The organism is Pseudoteredinibacter isoporae (assembly GCF_040372805.1).
In the GTDB taxonomy this organism is placed as follows: Bacteria; Pseudomonadota; Gammaproteobacteria; order Pseudomonadales; family Cellvibrionaceae; genus Pseudoteredinibacter; species Pseudoteredinibacter isoporae_A.
On the sequence record NZ_BAABWJ010000005.1, the window covers coordinates 79987 to 97214 of the forward strand.

The following is a 17228-nucleotide window of genomic DNA, read 5'->3' on the forward strand; positions in this document are numbered from 1 at the left end:
TTTAGTTTGTACGCCCTTTGCACTATTATCCCTGCGCCTGTACCCATTGGAGCCACCATGCCTGTTCGTCTGATTCTCATTGCCCTCCTGGCTGTTAGCAGCATGTCGATGGTACCGGTATTGGTAAAATCCACCTCCGCCAATGAAATCAGTATTGGCATTTTCAGATTGGGAATTGCCCTGCTTCTGATCAGTCCCTTTGTGTTTTACAAACAGCTACTGATGAAACTGAGCCGTACGCAATGGCTTGGGCTCATGTGGATTGGATTGTGTTTTGGCGTGCACTGGCTAACCTATTTCTACAGCATCAAAGCCGCCGGGGCGGCGCTAGCGGCCATTGCCGTATCGACCTATGGAGTGCACCTGCTGCTGTTGAATGTCATGTTCAAGCGCTATCGCATTCGATACTCAGAATGGCTGGCCATCGCTTTGTGTATTTGCGGTTGTATTATGGTGGCGCCACCGCTTAACTGGCAGGAAAGCAGCACGCCGGGATTGCTTGTCGGCTTGCTCAGTGGCTTTCTATATGGGGCTATGCCCTTGTTGCACCAACGCGCAAACGAACTCCCCACCATGACGCGGACCTGGGGGCAATTTGCATTCGCATTACTGGTGTTTTTGTTATTCGCCGCTGATTTTGACACGCCAGAAACAACGCTGGATTTGCACAAACTTCTCGCTCTCGGGGTCATTTGTACGGTGTTGGCTCATGGCCTATGGGTCAAGGCAAGTACGGAATTACCCGCCCTGTTCACTGCAATGATTTATTATTTGTATGTGCCTCTGGCCATGATCTCCAGTTATCTGATCTTAGATGAGGAGATCAACATGCACATGATTCTCGGGGCGGCCTTGATTATCTCGGCCAATAGCGCATTGGCTCTGCTGCAATGGCAACGTCAACGTAAAACTACGCTTGCTCCTGACTGATCAATAAGGTCGCTGCACCGCAGTCATGGCTTTTGAGCGTCGCAACCCGGCTGTGCCTCTTTCGCCCTTTTCTCGCCTTGCTGACGTCAACCTGACCTTCTTTCAAACGCTCCAAACAAGGATCAAGGCGCGGAACGGCCAAAGCGATGCCCCAGAAGTAATCCGCCTTAGCTTTTTGTTCTTCCGACAAAAATTCCATCACTTCCAGGATGTTCGCACCGACACGATAAAACAATTGCCGCACACCCCACTCTTCTCGGCATTGATCCAGTCTCAAGGACAAACCAAGCTGCTCAGATAAGCAAGCTTTCAGCGCATCGCTGTCACGAGTATTCAGTACAATGTGGTCGACATCATCGATCACGCCCATCGACTGATTTGAATCGATCGCGACAGCAAAGGGCCGCTGCAATCGATCACAGGTCTCTACGGCGAAGAGCCCCAAGCCCAGGCAATGCTCCTCTGTCAGCTGAATCATGCGTGAGCGACTGAGGTAGCTATCTCCTTTGATATCCCCTTTGAACTCTTCCACCATGACGCCCCGCTCGTTCAGTGCGGTTTGGCATTCGTCCAGCTGTTGGCTGGCGAAAGCGATGGCCATCAATCCTTCACCGTGATTCCGTAACTGCCATTGGGCACGCCGGAACAAAGGGTTATTGCCCTCATGACCCGCGAGTGGACTGATCAGTTCAATACAGCTATGCAATAGACGAAACCGACAATAGGCCACGCCCAGCGTGGTGTCTGAGCCTTCTTCACTGGGCTCTCGCCCCAACACGGCACGATAGGCATCGCGACCACGGTCCAGATTTTGGACTGCCAGCATAACCCGATCTATAGCGTTGAACATGGACACAGTCATACTCCTCAAATCGCTCAAACGGCTCAATAAACCGCAACCCTGTGGAGCCAATAGGGCTGTCCGGTTACCAGCGGTAATCGTTAGTGATCACTAAAACAATAATGATGAATGGTGATCCGACAATGGTGTGCAGTCTATCCTAAGGACTACACTGTTCTTAGAGCGAATAGAGACAAATACTCCCCGCATATAGATAGATTTAATTATTATATGCCTGTCAATAACTTAGGGGGTATATTCAAGTTCATATCAAGGAGGATTTACGGTGATTATCGACTTTTCAAGCCATTGAGCAGCGAGTAAGGGGTTGTAGCAATAAACCCAATTTGTAGGAATTTTGTACGGAACATTAGGCATTTACCGCAAAAACCACTCTTATCGTGGAGGGTCGGGAGCAAACCGGCTAATATTGAGTCTATAAGTCCGTACTTATGTTGATCAAGCCACTTGCAGTAGGCCATAGCTCACTCAGCGCCGGTTCAGATCACAGGATGTAACAATAATACCCCTCCGGGTTTAATAGCGATTATGATTATGAGAAAAACTGCCTTATCTCTCTGCGTACCACTGTCCGTATTCATGGTAAGCACGGCCTTAAGTTTATTCCCAAGTTCAGCTGAGGCCCTTCAGAAGCTGAGCTACAACAAAGATCAATCAAAAACCGCGCAAGACATACTCGAAACTCTCAACAGCCAACACTATCGCCGTCAGAATATCGATGACGCGCTGTCACAGCGGCTGTTTGATGAATACCTCGATCGACTCGATCCCTACAAAGCGTATTTTCAGGCTCAGGACATAGCCCTGTTCTCCGAATACAAGCGCCAGTTCGATGATCAACTGCGAGCCGGCTCACTGGATGCCGGTTACGATATTTTCAATCTGTTTCGCCAACGCCTGAGTGACCGCACTCAATGGATTCTCGATCAGCTGAACAGCACCGACTATCACGTCGATTTCAGCAAAGATGAGCAATTGAACCTGGACCCGGATTTACGACGTTGGGCGCAATCCAAAAATGATCTGGATGAATTCTGGCGCAAGCGCCTGAAAAGCGATCTGCTCAACCTCAAGCTCGCTGACAAAGACCTCGCTGAAGCCAAGAAAACTCTGAAGCGCCGTTACAGCAACCTATTGAAGCGTGTCGAACAACAAGACACACACGATGCGTTTGAAGCGTATATGAATGCACTGGGTGCACTGTACGATCCTCATACCAATTACCTCTCTCCCCGCACCATGGAGAACTTCAATATCAATATGTCCCTCTCCCTGGAAGGTATTGGTGCGGTGTTACAGACTGAAGATGAATACACGAAGGTGGTTCGTATTGTCAGTGCCGGCCCCGCCGATAAACAAGGTGAGTTAAAACCTTCTGATCGTATTGTGGCCGTTGGCCAGGGTCGTGAAGGTGAGATGGTGGACGTTATCGGCTGGCGCCTCGACGAAGTGGTGCAGCTCATTCGCGGTAAAAAAGGCAGCGTAGTGCGCCTGCAGGTCTTGCCCGACGGTGAAGACAGCGGCTACAAAACAGTAGAGATTCGCCGTAACAAGGTGAAACTTGAAGAGCAAGCGGCCCAAAGCCATGTCTTTGAAGTAAGCGATGGCGACAAATTGTACAAACTGGGCGTCATCAACCTGCCTGCTTTTTATCTGGATTTTAGTGCCTACCGCCGCGGAGACCCGAACTTTAAAAGCACCACTAAAGACGTTTTGCGTTTGCTCAATGAGTTGAAAATGGCCAAAGTGGATGGCGTCATTCTCGATTTGCGCAATAACGGCGGCGGCTCTCTGGAAGAAGCCACCTGGTTAACTGACCTGTTTATCCATAGCGGTACTGTGGTCCAAATTCGCAGAGCCAATCAATCCATCAGCCGCACGCACCGTTCGCGCCGCCCCCCTGTTTACCAAGGACCACTGATGGTTCTGACCAATCGCTTGAGCGCCTCGGCTTCAGAAATCTTTGCCGGAGCGATTCAGGACTATGGTCGCGGCCTGGTGGTCGGCACACAGACCTTTGGCAAGGGCTCGGTACAATCGTTAAGTCCCGTTCATCAGGGGCGTCTGAAAATTACTGAGTCCAAGTTTTATCGTGTGTCCGGTGACAGCACCCAGCATCGTGGGGTACTGCCCGATATTGCCCTGCCAACACTGGTGGATGTGGATGAGGTCGGCGAAAGCGCCTATGACAATGCCCTGGCCTGGGACACGATTCATCGCGTCCCACACGGTACCTACGACAATATCGCCAACATTAAGCCTGCGCTGAAAAAACTCCACCAGAAACGAGTGGATAAAGACCCTGATTTTATTCACTTGCTGTCACAACTGGATATTATTGAAAAACAGCGTGAGAAAAAATTCGTCTCCTTGAACGAAGATACCCGTCGTGCGGAAAAGAAAGCCCGCGAAGAACAAGCGTTTGTGCTTGAAAACAAGCGTCGTGCGGGCAAAGGTATGGAACCCTTTGTCGATATCGAAGCTTACAAAAACGACGGCAAGGAAGAGGATGAAAGCACCGAGGAAGAAAACACCGCGCAAACCCAGGAACCTGAAAGCCGGATTAATCCGGATAAAGATCCACTTTTGATGGAAAGCGGATATATAATGGCAGACTTTATACGCTTGCAGTCTGAGCGTGGGCAATTCGCAAAACGCCCACAATCTCCGAAGGTAAGCAAACGTTAATAATCTGCGAGTGTTATTTGCTTTATGCGCGCTATTTCTTTCAATACCAACAGTATTCGTATGCGCCTGCACCAATTGCAGGCCCTGAAAGATACTCATCAGGCTGACTTCATCGGTATCCAGGAAACCAAGGTGACCGATGAAGACTTCCCCATCGCTGACATTGAAGCCTTGGGCTATCACGTTGCTTTTCACGGCCAGAAAACCCACTACGGCGTTGCCCTCTTGAGCCGTCACCCGTTTAAAGAAACCTTCAAAGGTTTCAGCGGCGACAGTGAAGACAGCCAGCGTCGCTTTATCGGGGGGCGCTTTGATGTCGATGGTAAAGAAATTACGGTCTTAAACGGTTATTTCCCACAGGGCGAAAACCGCGAGCACCCCGTTAAGTTTCCGAACAAGCGAAACTTCTACGCAGACCTGATGGGCTTTTTGGACGCGCACTGCAAACCGGAAGATAATCTTATTGTCATGGGCGATATGAATATTTCTCCTGAAGATATTGATATCGGTATAGGCGACAGCAATCGCAAACGCTGGCTGAAAGATGGCAAGTGCAGCTTTTTACCGGAAGAACGTGAGTGGCTGAAAACCCTATCTGATTGGGGGCTAAGCGACAGTTACCGTGAAATCCACCCTGAGCGAGACGATAAATTCAGTTGGTTTGACTATCGCAGCCGCGGCTTTGAACGTGAACCTAAACGTGGACTGCGTATTGATTTGATTATGCACACAAAATCACTCGGTGAGACACTGCAGGATGCCGATATTGATTACGATGTGCGAGGCATGGAAAAGCCTTCGGATCACTGCCCTATATGGGCCCAGTACGATTTTTGATTTTATTTTCAAAATTGCCTAACAAAGGTCTGCGCTTGCAAATAAGCCCAGACCTTTTTTATTGCCCGCAATTATTTGTAGTTCACACCCCAATCTATGACCGATTTTAGCGATTAGAAGACACTAGTTCTCACTAGTTTTAGCACTACTCCAAACCCCCTTGCTTGTCGACAATAGTGTATCCCTCCCAACTCTAAAGCACAGGATATGCGCCGCTTCTTTTTCACTTCGCTTCTTGCCGTTTATACCTCTTTGCTCGGCTCAATCAGTATGGCGCTCAGTTATTCAGGCACTTGGGACAGCCAGAACAACGGCCACGCTATCGCCCTCCCCGTGCAGGCTGACTTGCGACACGACCAGCAACAACTGAAGGGTTCAATTGTGGTCGACAACTACCGCTATGAGCTCCAGAGCCACTTACAGGGCAGCTCGTTCCGGGGCCTACTGACGGATCAATCGGGTGCCCAGGTTCCCGTGCAAGCGCAGCTCCATGCCGATCGCTCAATCAATTTGCGTATCTACGTACAAGGGGCATTCGCAGAACCGCAAACGTTACAGCTGCGCCCTGACGGCAATCAAACCCAGCCTCAGGAACGTCAACCTCAGGCACATCAGTCCCAAGCGCAACAATCTCTGGATTATCAATTGATTGGGCGTTGGGTTTATTCAGAATCTTATACCAGTGGAGAGTACGCTTTTGGCTCCCAGGACTGGGTAGAGCTGAGCTCAAATGGTGAAGTCCACAGTGCCAGTCAAAGCTTCGGTGGCGGCCCAGACAGCAACGTCATTTCTGGAGCTCAACCTGAACTCGTCGGGCGGTGGCGAGTTCAACAAAATACCAATGGAGACCGCCTATTGTCTCTGCAAGAGAGCGGCCAATGGTATGTGTACGGGCGTTACTATATTGAACATGGTCGCATGCTGATTACTCGCCCCAACGGTGAAAAAGAATTCTGGCGGCAACATCAATGAATACCGCGACCCTGCTTCTGATTTTACTGGGCGGCGCGCTGGCAGCGGCGGGATTATACGCGATTTACGTAAGCCTTAAGCGTTTTCTGCGCCGTCGCCCGGAAGATGATTTCAGTCATAACTTCACCCCTTTGGCAATCGGCACTATTTTTTGCTTGTTGTCTCTCTATTGCTGGACAGAGTTGAATCGGAATAGTCACAGTGAATTGTTGTATTCAACTCACCTGGCAGGCAGTTCACTGGATGAAAATAAAAACGTAAAGCTCAACATTGCCATTGATCAACGCGGACCTATACTGCTTGAGATCAATCCAGTTGCCAGCGACCAAGCTGTTAAAAAAGCCCTGAGTTATTCGGTGCAGATTAAAGATGAAAAAGGCGCATTGATTTTCAGCCAAAGCCGAGAGCACCGTTTGTACCAGGCACCGAATAAGCACAAACCCGGCCAAGCTCAAAAAGCCAAAGTTCAACAATGGTTACAGCTGCCCGGCATTCACATTAGCCCTACCGGGCAATTCATTACCGTCTTGCTGCAAGACCTGGATGTCCCAGGAGCTGATTTGAATATTACGGTACGCCGCAGTAACAACAGTTGAAAGCTTGCCTATTTTTCCAGACTTAAATCCCCGTAATCCACCTGAGCCATTTCATCGCACCATTGCTTCCAGGTAAAAGGCCACAGAATCGGATCGCCATCTTCGTCTTGATACCAACTTTGGCACCCACCGACCCATGTGGTCTTTTTAATGCCCTCTTTCATACGTTGATTAAATTCTTCAACCGCGGTTTGTTTCACGTCTAACTCGTCAAACTCTTCAGCTCGCCAGGCATTAACCAACTTCAAAATATACTGAGTCTGTACCTCGCTCATGGCTATGACTGAAAAGTTTCCAATCGGTGTGTAAGGCCCCAGCATCAAAAACATATTCGGAAAATTGGGCACCAACAATGAGCGATAACACTGGATTTTGTTATTCCAGGCTTCGTCAATATGCAAACCACCCCGGCCCATTAACGTCATTGGGCGCATAAAATTAAATGGCTTAAAACCAGTAGACAATACCAGCACATCCAAATCGTGCTGACGACCGTCTTTGGTGAGAACACCCTGTTCATTAATGCGGTCGATACCTTCGCAGACCAATTCAGCATTGGGCTTTTGAATGGCATCGTAAAAGGTATTGTTGATGATTACCCGCTTACAACCGACGGTATAATTGGGCGTGAGTTTTTCGCGTAGGACTGGATCTTTGATGCTTTTCCTCAAGTAGCGCTTGCAAGCCCAGCTAAGCAATGCCCCCTGCAGTTTTTGCCCGGTCACCGCTTTGGTAAAAATGTGTTCCAGACCAAATTCAGCCCGTCGTCGGATTCGCCGAATGATGCTTGGGCGAGCTCGCATTTTGGCCTTATCCTTTTCGCTGTACTGTTGTGAGCCCATGCTCAACAACCATTGCGGCGTTCTCTGAAACACTGAAACATCCGCACCAGCATTGACCAGTTCCGGAATAAACTGAGCTGCAGTGGATCCGGTGCCAATAACACCAACGCGTTTGCCTTTAAAATCGATATCATGATTCCAGCGCGCGGTGTGAAACATCTCGCCTTTAAAGCTGTCCAGCCCGTCGATATCAGGAAGTGAAATATGATGCAGAATACCGGTGGCATGAATCAGAAAATCCGCCTGATGATCTTCTCCGTTTTTGCAGTGTACGTACCACTGCCCGTCCTTGCGCTCAGCTTTCACCACTTCCTGATTGAACTTGATATGATCATGAACTCGATATTTCTCGGCAACCCGCTCAAAATATTGCTGGATCTCATCCCCTTTCGCGAAGAAATCACTCCATTCCGGGTTGTATTCAAATGAATAGGTATACATATGGGCCGGCACATCACAGGCCACTCCGGGGTAACGATTTTCGCGCCAAGTGCCGCCCACCTTCCCGGCTTTTTCCAATACGGTAATATCGGATATACCTGCTTCACGCAGCTTGATGGTCAGCAGTATGCCTGTCATACCGGCACCTACGATTACGATCTTTGGTTGGCGCATAATCTTAGGGTTCTCTCTTATTGAATTATTCTGTTGTGAGATAGAAGCTCAATCTATACGACCCAGTCTAACGGAGCCCTATCATTCTAGGGATGTGTCAGCAGGACAAAAATTTGTGATTTTCGGCCAAAATCAAGCACGCCCTGGCGAATTGTAGAGGTAATAGGCACAGTTCAGGCCACTTAGCCTGGCTAGACGCGCCAAGTTCTGAAAGGTTCTAGCGGGTGTGAGTGGCTGGCGAGGGTTAGCTTGTGAGACGCACTACGCTGTGTTTGACCAGGGGCGCCCTGAGCTTCTTGAAAGTTCTTTCAGAAAATCGAGAGCAGTGCTTCTAAGAGCCTCCTCACCCAACCCCTGATCTCGTCCTTCCTCCTGCAAAGTATCAAGGTAGTCGAGCACCATCGCCTGTTGGGGAGCCTCAAGCGTCGCTATGGTTTGTACAAATTCATCGACTGAGCTCGCCATCAAAGGCGCCGAGGACCAAAAGCTGTCTTTTAAGCCCTCATCCAGGGTTTCTTCGAAGGCATTAAGGGCAGTAATGTCCTGACTGAAATACAGAACATCGCTGTGCCAACCAAGCTCTCCATAGTCCTCTCGTAACTGCGCATCGGAAGACAAGGCCAGCGGCGTTCTATCGTCAGCAAAGGCATTAATATTGCGGACCTGATCGTCTCGCTGCTCGGCACTCAGAGCCTCCAGCTTTGACGCAATCACAACGGTTCTGGACTCATCTTCCCGATTAAGCCAGGCATCGGTGACCAAAAAGCTCACCATTGCCTGTTGATCCTGTTCACGGTCAGAGGCATCTTTGTGGGCGAAATAACTGCGACCATCATGGATACGCTCTTCACCATACTGCGACTTAAACACAACCTCTCTTACCACGGAACTGTCTCGAAGCCTGCTCAGGTTATCCATCAGTTCGGCATGTTGATTCACATCTTCCGGCTTGGCAGCCGTGCCGCCCAGCAAGGTATCCAATCCACCTTTGGTAATTGCAATATAGGCGCGTTGATCAAGGGTATCGAGATCACTCAACTCCTCCATCATTCCCTGCCATTGCTCGTCACTGAAACGGTAATTCTCGCTCAGACCGACAAGCTCTTCGATCATTCCCTCGACCACATTTGCGGCGTGATTATCGTAGCCTAGAACAGCGCCACTCCAATTGTCGGGGTCACTCGCAACTTGAACCGTGAACTCAAAGGGTGACTTGTGTTCACTGATATCCGCAAGGTAAGAAATTGTCGCGTCTTGGGCGTCCTTCGAAAACGCCTGCAAACTTTCCATCAAACGTAGCCCCATGTCTGCACCACCAGCAGCGATGGTCAGCAAGCCGCTTTGCTGATCCGCCTGATAACCATCCAAACTCTTCAGAAACGTCGACTGTTGGCCACTGTCGCCGCCCAGTTGATTGACTGTTTTGACAAAGTTGTGCAGATTATTGGCACTGGCTGAACCTTCTGGTAACAGCCCTTTCGCTGAGTAGCTTGGGCTGGCTTCACGACGCGGAATCCCCTGACTGAACTCAGCGGCCTTGCTAAGTACGTCAGCACGCACATCGGCGTCCATATCAGACAAACTGCGCATAAAAGCTTCGGTTTTTTCTCGGGCGGATCCAGCAAAGAAAGCATTATTGAGTTTCGGTGGCGTCTGTAACGCTCCGGCCGCCTTGGCAAAGTCAGCCAACGCCTCTTCACTTAAGCTTTCCGCAAACTCCAAAAACGCTTCACTTTCCAGCAAACCTGAATCCACCAGACTTTTGCCCGCCTCGCCAGAGAGGCGATCCAGCTGAGTCTGCATGCGTTCGGTTTTTTCCGACTCCGGCATCAGTAAGCCACGATTGTGTCCCTCAAAAACAGCGAAACGGGCGAGGCTTCTATCTGCCGTGAGAATGGCGTCCTGTGCAGCAGAAAAGTCACTGAGAGAAACTTTCACCGATTCAATGTCAGCAAGCGGCTGCGGGGATTGAGAGTGGATGGAGGCTTGCCCAAGATCCACTTTGGGCAATTGCATATTGGAAAAAGGCGCGGTATTGATTTTCATTGTCCAACCTTGGGCAAACTACTGCCCCTTGTATCGGCTTTTTATTCAACTTCTCCACGCCATTCAGAGAAAAAAATGGAGAAAACGACCAAAGGAAAATGTTCAAAAAACACCCATCGGAACACCTACCCCCATCCTTTGATCATGTCGACCATGATACATTGTGATAGTCTACCTGCTTAAACCGTTCTCAACGTGTTGACGCACTGATGATTTCACCACCGACATTTAAAAACCACCATCTGAAAGGCCTACAGCCCGTGCTTCGTGTTATGCACGATAAAGGGTTCAGCGCAGAACAGTGTCTTGATGGATCGGGTTTGAGCGTTGATGATCTTCTGCGCGATGGACAAAGTCTCCGCCTGGAACAGGAATTTCGAATCTATCGAAACCTGCAGAATCTTGTTGATAGCGAAGATCTTGGCTTGGATTTGGGTCAGGCCTTTGAGCTGCAAAATTATGGTGTATTAGGGTACGCCATACTCAGCGCAGCAACGGTGCAAGAAGCCTTGGAACTGGTCGCCGATTTCGGTGAATTAACGTTTTCACACTTTAATATCGCCATTCGAAACATCGACGATCTTGCGGGTTTTGTCTTCGCTCCCAGCTACGAATTGCCAGACGATTTACTCAGAATATACAGTGATCGTGATCTGTCTGCCGCTATCACGGCGTTTAACAGTTTTTCCATGCAAAAACAGCAAGCCACAAAAATTCACTTGGTACACGACGGTCAAAATAACGTTGAACGCTATGAGCAATTTTTTCGTTGTGACGTGGTCTTTAACCAACCCTGTAATGCCCTGCTTTTCGATCCAAGGTTATTACAAGGAATCCTGCCACAAAGGGACGCCCAGGCAGCGATATACCTTCGCAAACAATGCGAGCAGTTGCTGAAAAGCTTCAGTCAGCAAGGTGGGTTTATCGACAAAGTCAGGCGTTTAATGCTGGCCGAGCCCGGTCAGTTTCCAGGAATTAAAAGCCTTGCTGAACAGCTGCATCTGTCAGAGCGCAGTTTGCGCAGACGCCTACAGGAAGAAAACAGTAGTTATCAAAAATTACTGAATGATACTCGTTGTGAGCTTGCCAAGCAGTACCTCAAAACTGGCTTATCGATTGAACACATTGCCGAACTGTTGAAATACAGTGAAACCGCTAATTTTTCCCACGCCTTCAAACGCTGGACCGGTCTGTCACCGGTCCAATTTCGAAATCAAAACACCCTCAGCTGACAGGTTCACGCATGGTCACGAATTCTTCAGCGGCCGTTGGGTGAATACCAATGGTGCTGTCGAAAATAGCCTTAGTCGCACCCGCACGAATCGCTACGGCCAGGCCTTGAATAATTTCGCCGGCATCGCTTCCAACCATGTGGCAACCCAGAACCTTATCACTGTCTCGATCCACAATGATTTTCATCAACGTGCGCTCGGGCAAACCACTGAGCGTATGTTTCATATGTTTGAACTCTGACTTGTACACATCAACCTGGGAGTATTTTTCTTTTGCCTCCGCTTCGGTCAAACCAACCGTTGCGATATTGGGCTGGCTGAATACCGCTGTCGCAATATTATCGTAATCAACACGGCGACCACCTTCGCCAAAAAGATTGTGTGCCAGTGCCATACCTTCCGCCAATGCCACCGGCGTCAATTCAATACCACCAATCACATCACCTAGGGCATAAATGCTTGGCTCGGCTGTTTGATACTGTTCATCCACCACAATCGAACCGTTCGCACGCATCTCCACTTGAGTATTTTCAAGACCCAAACCTTCTGTTTTGGCCCGGCGGCCTGTGGCGTACATAACCGTATCCACTTCCAGCTCACGGCCATCGTTAAAGCTGACCTTCAAACTGCCATCGTCGTTTTTAACAATCTCACTGACATCGGTATTGAAATGCAGGTTTACGCCTTTCTGCTGCATTTCGTTGGCGACGAATTCACGCAAATCCTCATCAAAGCCACGCAGGAACATCGGGCCACGATACGCTTGATGGGTCTCAGCGCCCAGTCCCGCAAAAATACCGGCAAATTCAACGGCGATATAACCACCACCTACAACCAAAGCGCGTTTCGGGAATTCATCCAGATAAAAAACCTCATTCGAGCTGATCACATGTTCGCTGCCAGGAAATTCCGGAACATAAGGCCATCCCCCTACAGCTATCAAGATATGCTTGGCCGTGTATTCCTGTTCACCGACCGCAACGGTGTTTGGTCCTTTTACAACGCCACGACCACGAATAATTTCAACATCGGCGCCGCCTAGAATATTTCCATAAATGCCATTCAAACGTTCAATTTCTGCGGTTTTGCGATCACGTAATGTCGGCCAGTGAAATTCACTTTTGCCAACGGTCCAACCAAAGCCTTCGGCCGCTTCGAACTCTTCACTGAAATGTGAGCCGTACACAAACAGCTTTTTCGGCACACAGCCAACGTTTACACAGGTGCCACCCAGGGCACTGTCTTCAATCACGGCAACCTTGGCGCCGAGTCCCGAGGCCATGCGACTGGCGCGCACACCGCCAGAGCCTGCACCAATTACCAGAAAATCATAATCGTATGGGGTTTCACTGCTCACAAGATTGTCCTTTGCTCAATGGATGTCATCATGGCCGTAACTGTAGGCCAAGAATTTAAATTGGGGAATTATTTTAATCTAATACAAGTAATAGCTTTTCGCTATATTCAATAACGAATAAGCTTATTATTTTACAGGATTGAAGAATCAGGCATTGATATCAATGTGGGGCTGATCATCGCCTTTGCGGCGATTCTTTTTCCGGGTATCCAATACGACGTCTTTATCTTCTTTGCGACGCTCGCCTTGACGACGATCGACTGTGTTGTATTCACCTGCGGCATCTGTGGCTTGGGTGTGAGTCACATTGCTTTGCCCTGGCACTTTACGTTTCAGTGCTTTGCGAGTCACCCCCGGGCGAAATATATTGGGAATATTGATCATAAAACACACCGCTTTCAACACGTTTTCGCTAACAAAACTGAAATCAGTTTGTTAACACTCAAAGTATTTATCGGCCCAACTGTTGAAATATTAAACAAGACCCTGTGGCTTTGGCAAATTTCAGCAAGGAAAGAAGCGACAATAAAGAAACGCCCGGAGTATTCTTCCCCCTCTGGGAAGAATAACGGCGGGCAAAGCGCTCGAAGAGCGGATCGGCAGGGGTTAATGTTGGGCTAAGCTGGCTGCTAACTCGGTGTAGCCACCAACGTATTCGCTTTCTTTAAAAATTTGAGGGACAGTCTTTACGGGTCGGCCAATGGTCTTTTCCAGATCGGCCTGACTGATGCCTTCCGCATGAATATCCACGTAGCGGAATGCCAATGACTTCTGTCCTAATAGACGTTTTGCCTGCTCACAAAAACCACAACCTGGGCGGCCAAAAACGGTATAACTCATCTTTAAATCCTCTCGCTGTCAGTAATGGTGCTTGCTGCACCTCGGATGTTTGCTATTATCCATTTTCGCGTATATTTGAATATTTAATTTAAGCAATCCTGCTAATAGCTTTTTCTTATACAACGTTCAGCCGTCTTTATTTGCCGAAGTGCAAGAAACTTAAAATGAGCAAAAACAAAGAGATAGACTACATTCCTCAACACAAACTCAGGTTGAGTTTCATGCCTTGGTTGTACTTTCGCTTAAAAAGCAAGCACCTTACTTGGGCCAAACCCTGGCAGGATGAGCTGCAACACCGCTTGATGTCCTTGGAAACCGTCAACATCGCTGAGCCTTGTTTTATCGCACCAGAGGCCAAACTGTTTGCTGAACCCGGTCGTTTGATCGACATAGGCGCGAATAGCTTTGTGGCCGCGGACTGCGTTCTGCACGGCCCGATTTCAATCGGGTGCCAGGTCAGCATTAACCACCATTGCAGTCTGGATGGCGGCCGGCACGGCATCGCCATTGGCGACAACTGCCGTCTAGCCCCCTATTGCACGCTTTACGCTTTTAATCATGGCATGTCACTCGATAGGGCGATCCATCAACAGGCTGTCACGTCAAAAGGCATTACACTTGGCCACGACGTGTGGTTGGGCGCCAGAGTGGGCATCGTAGACGGTGTTCGCATAGGGAATCATGCCGTTGTCGGAATGGGCAGCCTGATCAGTAAAGATGTGCCCGATTACGCGATCGTTGCCGGCAATCCAGCCAAGCTGATTGGTGATCGGAGGCAGCTTTCAGAAGACGCCTTGCAGCAACTGGCGGATGACATTGGATTATAAGCCACTGGCTGATTGAGACTCGGATGATCTGGTAAAAGCGGCGCACAGAACAATCTCTGCACCGCTTTCAAAAGACGCTACAGAATTAGCGCCCGAATATGCTTTTCAGTTTATCGACGGCTTCACCACCGATCTTGTCAGACAATTTTTCCTTGAGCTTTTCTTTCAGCTTTTCTTCGGCCTTATCCTTCGCCAGCTCGGTCAGCTCTTTAGTAACTGCGGCTTTCACCTGTTCCAATAACGGCGCTACAACGGCTTGTCCGAGTTGCTCAGGCGTTAAACCCGTCGTTTTATCACCGATATTATCCAGAGCAATGGTCGGCAAGTTAATCGTGCGCTCACCAAACTGAGCGCTCTTCAAATTCAGCTGACCATTGGTGAAACGGAATTTTTCGACCATCAAGCGTACTTCCGGACCTGGCTCTGCGGGCGCAGTATCTTCTGTGGGACCAGCAGACTGCTGGATATTGTCCAAAAGGGCTTGCAGATTCGTGTCTTTCAGATTTTTCTGTTCGGCGAGCAATCGGGCACCATCAACACTGATTTCTTTGATCACCTTAACGTCTCCCAGTAGGGATTCAGGATCGATCTGTAGAGTTACGGCACCCATTTCCAGGGCATTGGCCTGGCTGAAGCCACTTGGGTTGGCCACGGTCAGATTCTGCAGACTGCCTTTGCCTTTGGTGAGCTCAATATTGGCAGCTTGAAGTTTGACTTCTGTTTTCAGCAGCTGGCTGCCCTGATCCTGTACGGTATCGACAGTAAGCTGATTGATGTTATTTAAAAACAACATCCCTATTACAACGACGGCAATGACCACTAAGACGATCAGGCCGATCAATATTTTGAGGGCTTTCATGGTGCGTTATCCTTAATGCTGATTTAGGTTTCTTTTGGGTTTTCCGTAATGCCATTATCGCGTTGAGCGGAGCCACCATTCCCAGAACCCGGTGTTTTACCCTGTTGATTGGAATTGGGCGTACTGCGGCGCTGCTGTTCGATGTTCTTTCTTGCCTGATCGATTTCTTTACCAACGATACCGATCAATGATTCCCAGCCCTCCAAAAAGGCATCATTGGCTTGATCTGCAATGCCTTTCAGGCTGGTACGCTCAAACTCTAACAGTTTTTCACGAATAAAGCCCATTTCGTCCTGACTGGCTTTCAGCTCAGCAGCAAGTTGTTCATTCTGCTTTTCAAGAGCTTGCATTCGCGTGGCAAGGTCAGACGATTGCTGCCACAGCTGGAAGCAAAAAAAGCCCAGCAGTAAGCTTACCACCAGAGAGATGATAGATAAGTGTTTCATTGAGTTTCCTCCGCATTCAATGAGCTGGGCCGTTATCCATTTGTATAACCCACTCTATTCATGTGCCTACTTGCTTGCGCGTCCAATTCCGTACGTTATCGGTATCCGGAACAACATACTAAGCCTACAGCCTCAGTAATCATTATAAACCCAACCGCTTAACCCCAAATAACTAGCCCTGATTCAGATGTTCTAACAAACGCATTTTCAATGCATTCGGGATCGCTTTGATCGTTAAACTGTCAGCCGATGGATCATAGACAATACTGTCGCCCAAACACTCCGCATTAAAACTCATGCTGAGTTGTTCACTGCGGCCGCTGATACGTAAAAATTGGCGTAACTTGGCCCGATCTGGAATCAGCTCTTCCGTTTTGGCAATATCCCGCTGGGACTGGTAATCGGATACAAAGCTCGCAAAACTGGCGTCATCTTCTACAGCTTTGGATTCGACCAAAGCACTGGATAGCTCTTCAAACACGACGGCTTCGCCCAGTTTATCCTGAGATATACAAAAATCGACCACCTCGCTGCGGCACAGAGCGGCTTGGTCTTCTTCCATATCTTTGGTGAATTCAGCAACAGCATCCAGAAAGTTTTCCGTATCCGCTTTCGTGTCCAGAGCATCACCCATACCCACCACTTCGGTAAAGAAATCACTCAGTTCTTTGTCACCCCTTGGGCGCAACATTGATATTGAGCTGTCGCTCTGGACCTCGGGATCAGTGATCAGGGCGTCGGTGATGTTAATGCGGCAGCCAGCAATGATCTTACTGATATCGAGATACAGGCTATCGGACAATTGCAGTTCGGTATCCAGGTATAAACCTTCTTTATGATCGAGCAAAAACAGATGCAGGAAATCGCATTCAGCCAGACTTTCGACAAATAACAGAATGTGCGCGTCCAGGTCCACGCTGCTGCCTGCCAGTTTGGTTTCAAAGTGCTGCCATAGCTTTTCACCGAGGCTTTTGAAACTCATCTTTTCTTCCTGTAGCCCCTGCAACCAGGGCTTGAGGGGGGCTTCCGCCAGATCCCGACTGAAATTGCCATGGATTTTCCCGGCTTTGCCAACAAAGGCTTGTTTTAACTCCCGAAGTAGATATTCCGGGCGACCTCCGGTACCCAATTCAGCACTGGGGGTCTGACAACGAAATTGATTGGCCTGGGCCGCATGCTGCATGTAGCTGGCGGTAAAGAAGCTAAGTGCCATAGGGCTTGAATGTCCTTCACGTAAAAGGCCTCAGTATACCCCAGCCTGGATTTCAAGGCCCCTGCT

The 17228-nt window shown here is 49.0% G+C and carries 16 protein-coding genes; 7 read left to right on the plus strand and 9 right to left on the minus strand.

Annotation, left to right across the window (positions count from 1 at the left end; all coding sequences use genetic code 11):
- Nucleotides 1-57: 57 nt before the first annotated feature.
- Complete coding sequence (locus ABWW03_RS11665) at nucleotides 58-930, plus strand: DMT family transporter (protein WP_353408513.1); 873 nt, start codon at nucleotides 58-60, stop codon at nucleotides 928-930.
- On the opposite strand, the gene ABWW03_RS11670 is transcribed toward ABWW03_RS11665, so the two are convergent.
- On the minus strand, nucleotides 911-1780 hold the full coding sequence (locus ABWW03_RS11670) for a VOC family protein (protein WP_353408697.1): 870 nt from the start codon (nucleotides 1778-1780) through the stop codon (nucleotides 911-913). The genes ABWW03_RS11665 and ABWW03_RS11670 overlap by 20 nt on opposite strands.
- A gap of 546 nt (nucleotides 1781-2326) precedes the next feature.
- Between ABWW03_RS11670 and ABWW03_RS11675 the strand changes: the two genes are divergently transcribed.
- From ABWW03_RS11675 to ABWW03_RS11690, 4 genes are all read left to right on the plus strand, one after another.
- On the plus strand, nucleotides 2327-4480 hold the full coding sequence (locus ABWW03_RS11675) for a carboxy terminal-processing peptidase (protein WP_353408514.1): 2154 nt from the start codon (nucleotides 2327-2329) through the stop codon (nucleotides 4478-4480).
- A 24-nt stretch (nucleotides 4481-4504) separates the two neighbouring features.
- Nucleotides 4505-5317, plus strand: coding sequence for an exodeoxyribonuclease III (gene xthA, locus ABWW03_RS11680; RefSeq protein WP_353408515.1), 813 nt, complete (start codon nucleotides 4505-4507; stop codon nucleotides 5315-5317).
- Between the two features lie 207 nt (nucleotides 5318-5524).
- Nucleotides 5525-6289 (plus strand): hypothetical protein, encoded by a 765-nt coding sequence (locus ABWW03_RS11685; protein WP_353408516.1) that lies wholly within the window; start codon nucleotides 5525-5527, stop codon nucleotides 6287-6289.
- A complete protein-coding gene (locus ABWW03_RS11690; protein WP_353408517.1) occupies nucleotides 6286-6885 on the plus strand; it encodes a hypothetical protein in 600 nt (199 codons plus the stop codon). Before ABWW03_RS11685 ends, ABWW03_RS11690 begins: the two co-directional genes overlap by 4 nt.
- A gap of 8 nt (nucleotides 6886-6893) precedes the next feature.
- Here the strand turns inward: ABWW03_RS11690 and ABWW03_RS11695 are convergent, their stop codons facing one another.
- Nucleotides 6894-8342: a flavin-containing monooxygenase gene (locus ABWW03_RS11695; RefSeq protein ID WP_353408518.1), complete on the minus strand. Its 1449-nt coding sequence runs from the start codon at nucleotides 8340-8342 to the stop codon at nucleotides 6894-6896.
- Between the two features lie 261 nt (nucleotides 8343-8603).
- A complete protein-coding gene (locus ABWW03_RS11700; protein ID WP_353408519.1) occupies nucleotides 8604-10388 on the minus strand; it encodes a hypothetical protein in 1785 nt (594 codons plus the stop codon).
- A gap of 209 nt (nucleotides 10389-10597) precedes the next feature.
- On the opposite strand from ABWW03_RS11700, the gene ABWW03_RS11705 reads away from it, so the two are divergent.
- On the plus strand, nucleotides 10598-11620 hold the full coding sequence (locus tag ABWW03_RS11705; RefSeq protein ID WP_353408520.1) for an AraC family transcriptional regulator: 1023 nt from the start codon (nucleotides 10598-10600) through the stop codon (nucleotides 11618-11620).
- On the opposite strand, the gene gorA is transcribed toward ABWW03_RS11705, so the two are convergent.
- The 3 genes from gorA to ABWW03_RS11720 all read right to left on the minus strand — a co-directional run bounded on the left by gorA (nucleotide 11613) and on the right by ABWW03_RS11720 (nucleotide 13817).
- Nucleotides 11613-12977, minus strand: a complete 1365-nt coding sequence (gene gorA, locus ABWW03_RS11710; RefSeq protein WP_353408521.1) for a glutathione-disulfide reductase — start codon at nucleotides 12975-12977, stop codon at nucleotides 11613-11615. The two genes, ABWW03_RS11705 and gorA, sit on opposite strands and share 8 nt — an antisense overlap.
- A gap of 147 nt (nucleotides 12978-13124) precedes the next feature.
- Nucleotides 13125-13361, minus strand: a complete 237-nt coding sequence (locus ABWW03_RS11715) for a hypothetical protein (protein ID WP_353408522.1) — start codon at nucleotides 13359-13361, stop codon at nucleotides 13125-13127.
- A gap of 222 nt (nucleotides 13362-13583) precedes the next feature.
- The gene (locus tag ABWW03_RS11720; RefSeq protein ID WP_353408523.1) at nucleotides 13584-13817 is read right to left on the minus strand and encodes a GrxA family glutaredoxin; all 234 of its coding nucleotides are present in this window, start codon (nucleotides 13815-13817) and stop codon (nucleotides 13584-13586) included.
- A 164-nt stretch (nucleotides 13818-13981) separates the two neighbouring features.
- On the opposite strand from ABWW03_RS11720, the gene ABWW03_RS11725 reads away from it, so the two are divergent.
- Entirely contained in the window at nucleotides 13982-14644 is a 663-nt protein-coding gene (locus tag ABWW03_RS11725) for an acyltransferase (RefSeq protein WP_353408524.1), read from the plus strand.
- A gap of 85 nt (nucleotides 14645-14729) precedes the next feature.
- On the opposite strand, the gene ABWW03_RS11730 is transcribed toward ABWW03_RS11725, so the two are convergent.
- The 3 genes from ABWW03_RS11730 to ABWW03_RS11740 form a co-directional block, all read right to left on the minus strand.
- Nucleotides 14730-15503 carry an AsmA family protein gene (locus ABWW03_RS11730; protein ID WP_353408525.1) on the minus strand — a complete coding sequence of 258 codons (774 nt, stop codon included), beginning with the start codon at nucleotides 15501-15503 and terminating at the stop codon, nucleotides 14730-14732.
- A 23-nt stretch (nucleotides 15504-15526) separates the two neighbouring features.
- A complete protein-coding gene (locus tag ABWW03_RS11735) occupies nucleotides 15527-15949 on the minus strand; it encodes a hypothetical protein (RefSeq protein ID WP_353408526.1) in 423 nt (140 codons plus the stop codon).
- 172 nt (nucleotides 15950-16121) lie between these two features.
- Nucleotides 16122-17162: a nucleoid-associated protein gene (locus ABWW03_RS11740; protein WP_353408527.1), complete on the minus strand. Its 1041-nt coding sequence runs from the start codon at nucleotides 17160-17162 to the stop codon at nucleotides 16122-16124.
- Nucleotides 17163-17228: the final 66 nt, after the last annotated feature.

What these genes read in the sequence shown, in the direction of transcription:
- ABWW03_RS11665 (WP_353408513.1), top strand. Translation starts at nt 58, where the DNA reads ATGCCTGTTCGTCTGATTCTCATTGCCCTCCTGGCTGTTAGCAGCATG.
- ABWW03_RS11670 (WP_353408697.1), bottom strand. Translation starts at nt 1,780, where the DNA reads ATGTTCAACGCTATAGATCGGGTTATGCTGGCAGTCCAAAATCTGGAC.
- ABWW03_RS11675 (WP_353408514.1), top strand. Translation starts at nt 2,327, where the DNA reads ATGAGAAAAACTGCCTTATCTCTCTGCGTACCACTGTCCGTATTCATG.
- xthA (WP_353408515.1), top strand. Translation starts at nt 4,505, where the DNA reads ATGCGCGCTATTTCTTTCAATACCAACAGTATTCGTATGCGCCTGCAC.
- ABWW03_RS11685 (WP_353408516.1), top strand. Translation starts at nt 5,525, where the DNA reads ATGCGCCGCTTCTTTTTCACTTCGCTTCTTGCCGTTTATACCTCTTTG.
- ABWW03_RS11690 (WP_353408517.1), top strand. Translation starts at nt 6,286, where the DNA reads ATGAATACCGCGACCCTGCTTCTGATTTTACTGGGCGGCGCGCTGGCA.
- ABWW03_RS11695 (WP_353408518.1), bottom strand. Translation starts at nt 8,342, where the DNA reads ATGCGCCAACCAAAGATCGTAATCGTAGGTGCCGGTATGACAGGCATA.
- ABWW03_RS11700 (WP_353408519.1), bottom strand. Translation starts at nt 10,388, where the DNA reads ATGAAAATCAATACCGCGCCTTTTTCCAATATGCAATTGCCCAAAGTG.
- ABWW03_RS11705 (WP_353408520.1), top strand. Translation starts at nt 10,598, where the DNA reads ATGATTTCACCACCGACATTTAAAAACCACCATCTGAAAGGCCTACAG.
- ABWW03_RS11715 (WP_353408522.1), bottom strand. Translation starts at nt 13,361, where the DNA reads ATGATCAATATTCCCAATATATTTCGCCCGGGGGTGACTCGCAAAGCA.
- ABWW03_RS11720 (WP_353408523.1), bottom strand. Translation starts at nt 13,817, where the DNA reads ATGAGTTATACCGTTTTTGGCCGCCCAGGTTGTGGTTTTTGTGAGCAG.
- ABWW03_RS11725 (WP_353408524.1), top strand. Translation starts at nt 13,982, where the DNA reads ATGAGCAAAAACAAAGAGATAGACTACATTCCTCAACACAAACTCAGG.
- ABWW03_RS11730 (WP_353408525.1), bottom strand. Translation starts at nt 15,503, where the DNA reads ATGAAAGCCCTCAAAATATTGATCGGCCTGATCGTCTTAGTGGTCATT.
- ABWW03_RS11735 (WP_353408526.1), bottom strand. Translation starts at nt 15,949, where the DNA reads ATGAAACACTTATCTATCATCTCTCTGGTGGTAAGCTTACTGCTGGGC.
- ABWW03_RS11740 (WP_353408527.1), bottom strand. Translation starts at nt 17,162, where the DNA reads ATGGCACTTAGCTTCTTTACCGCCAGCTACATGCAGCATGCGGCCCAG.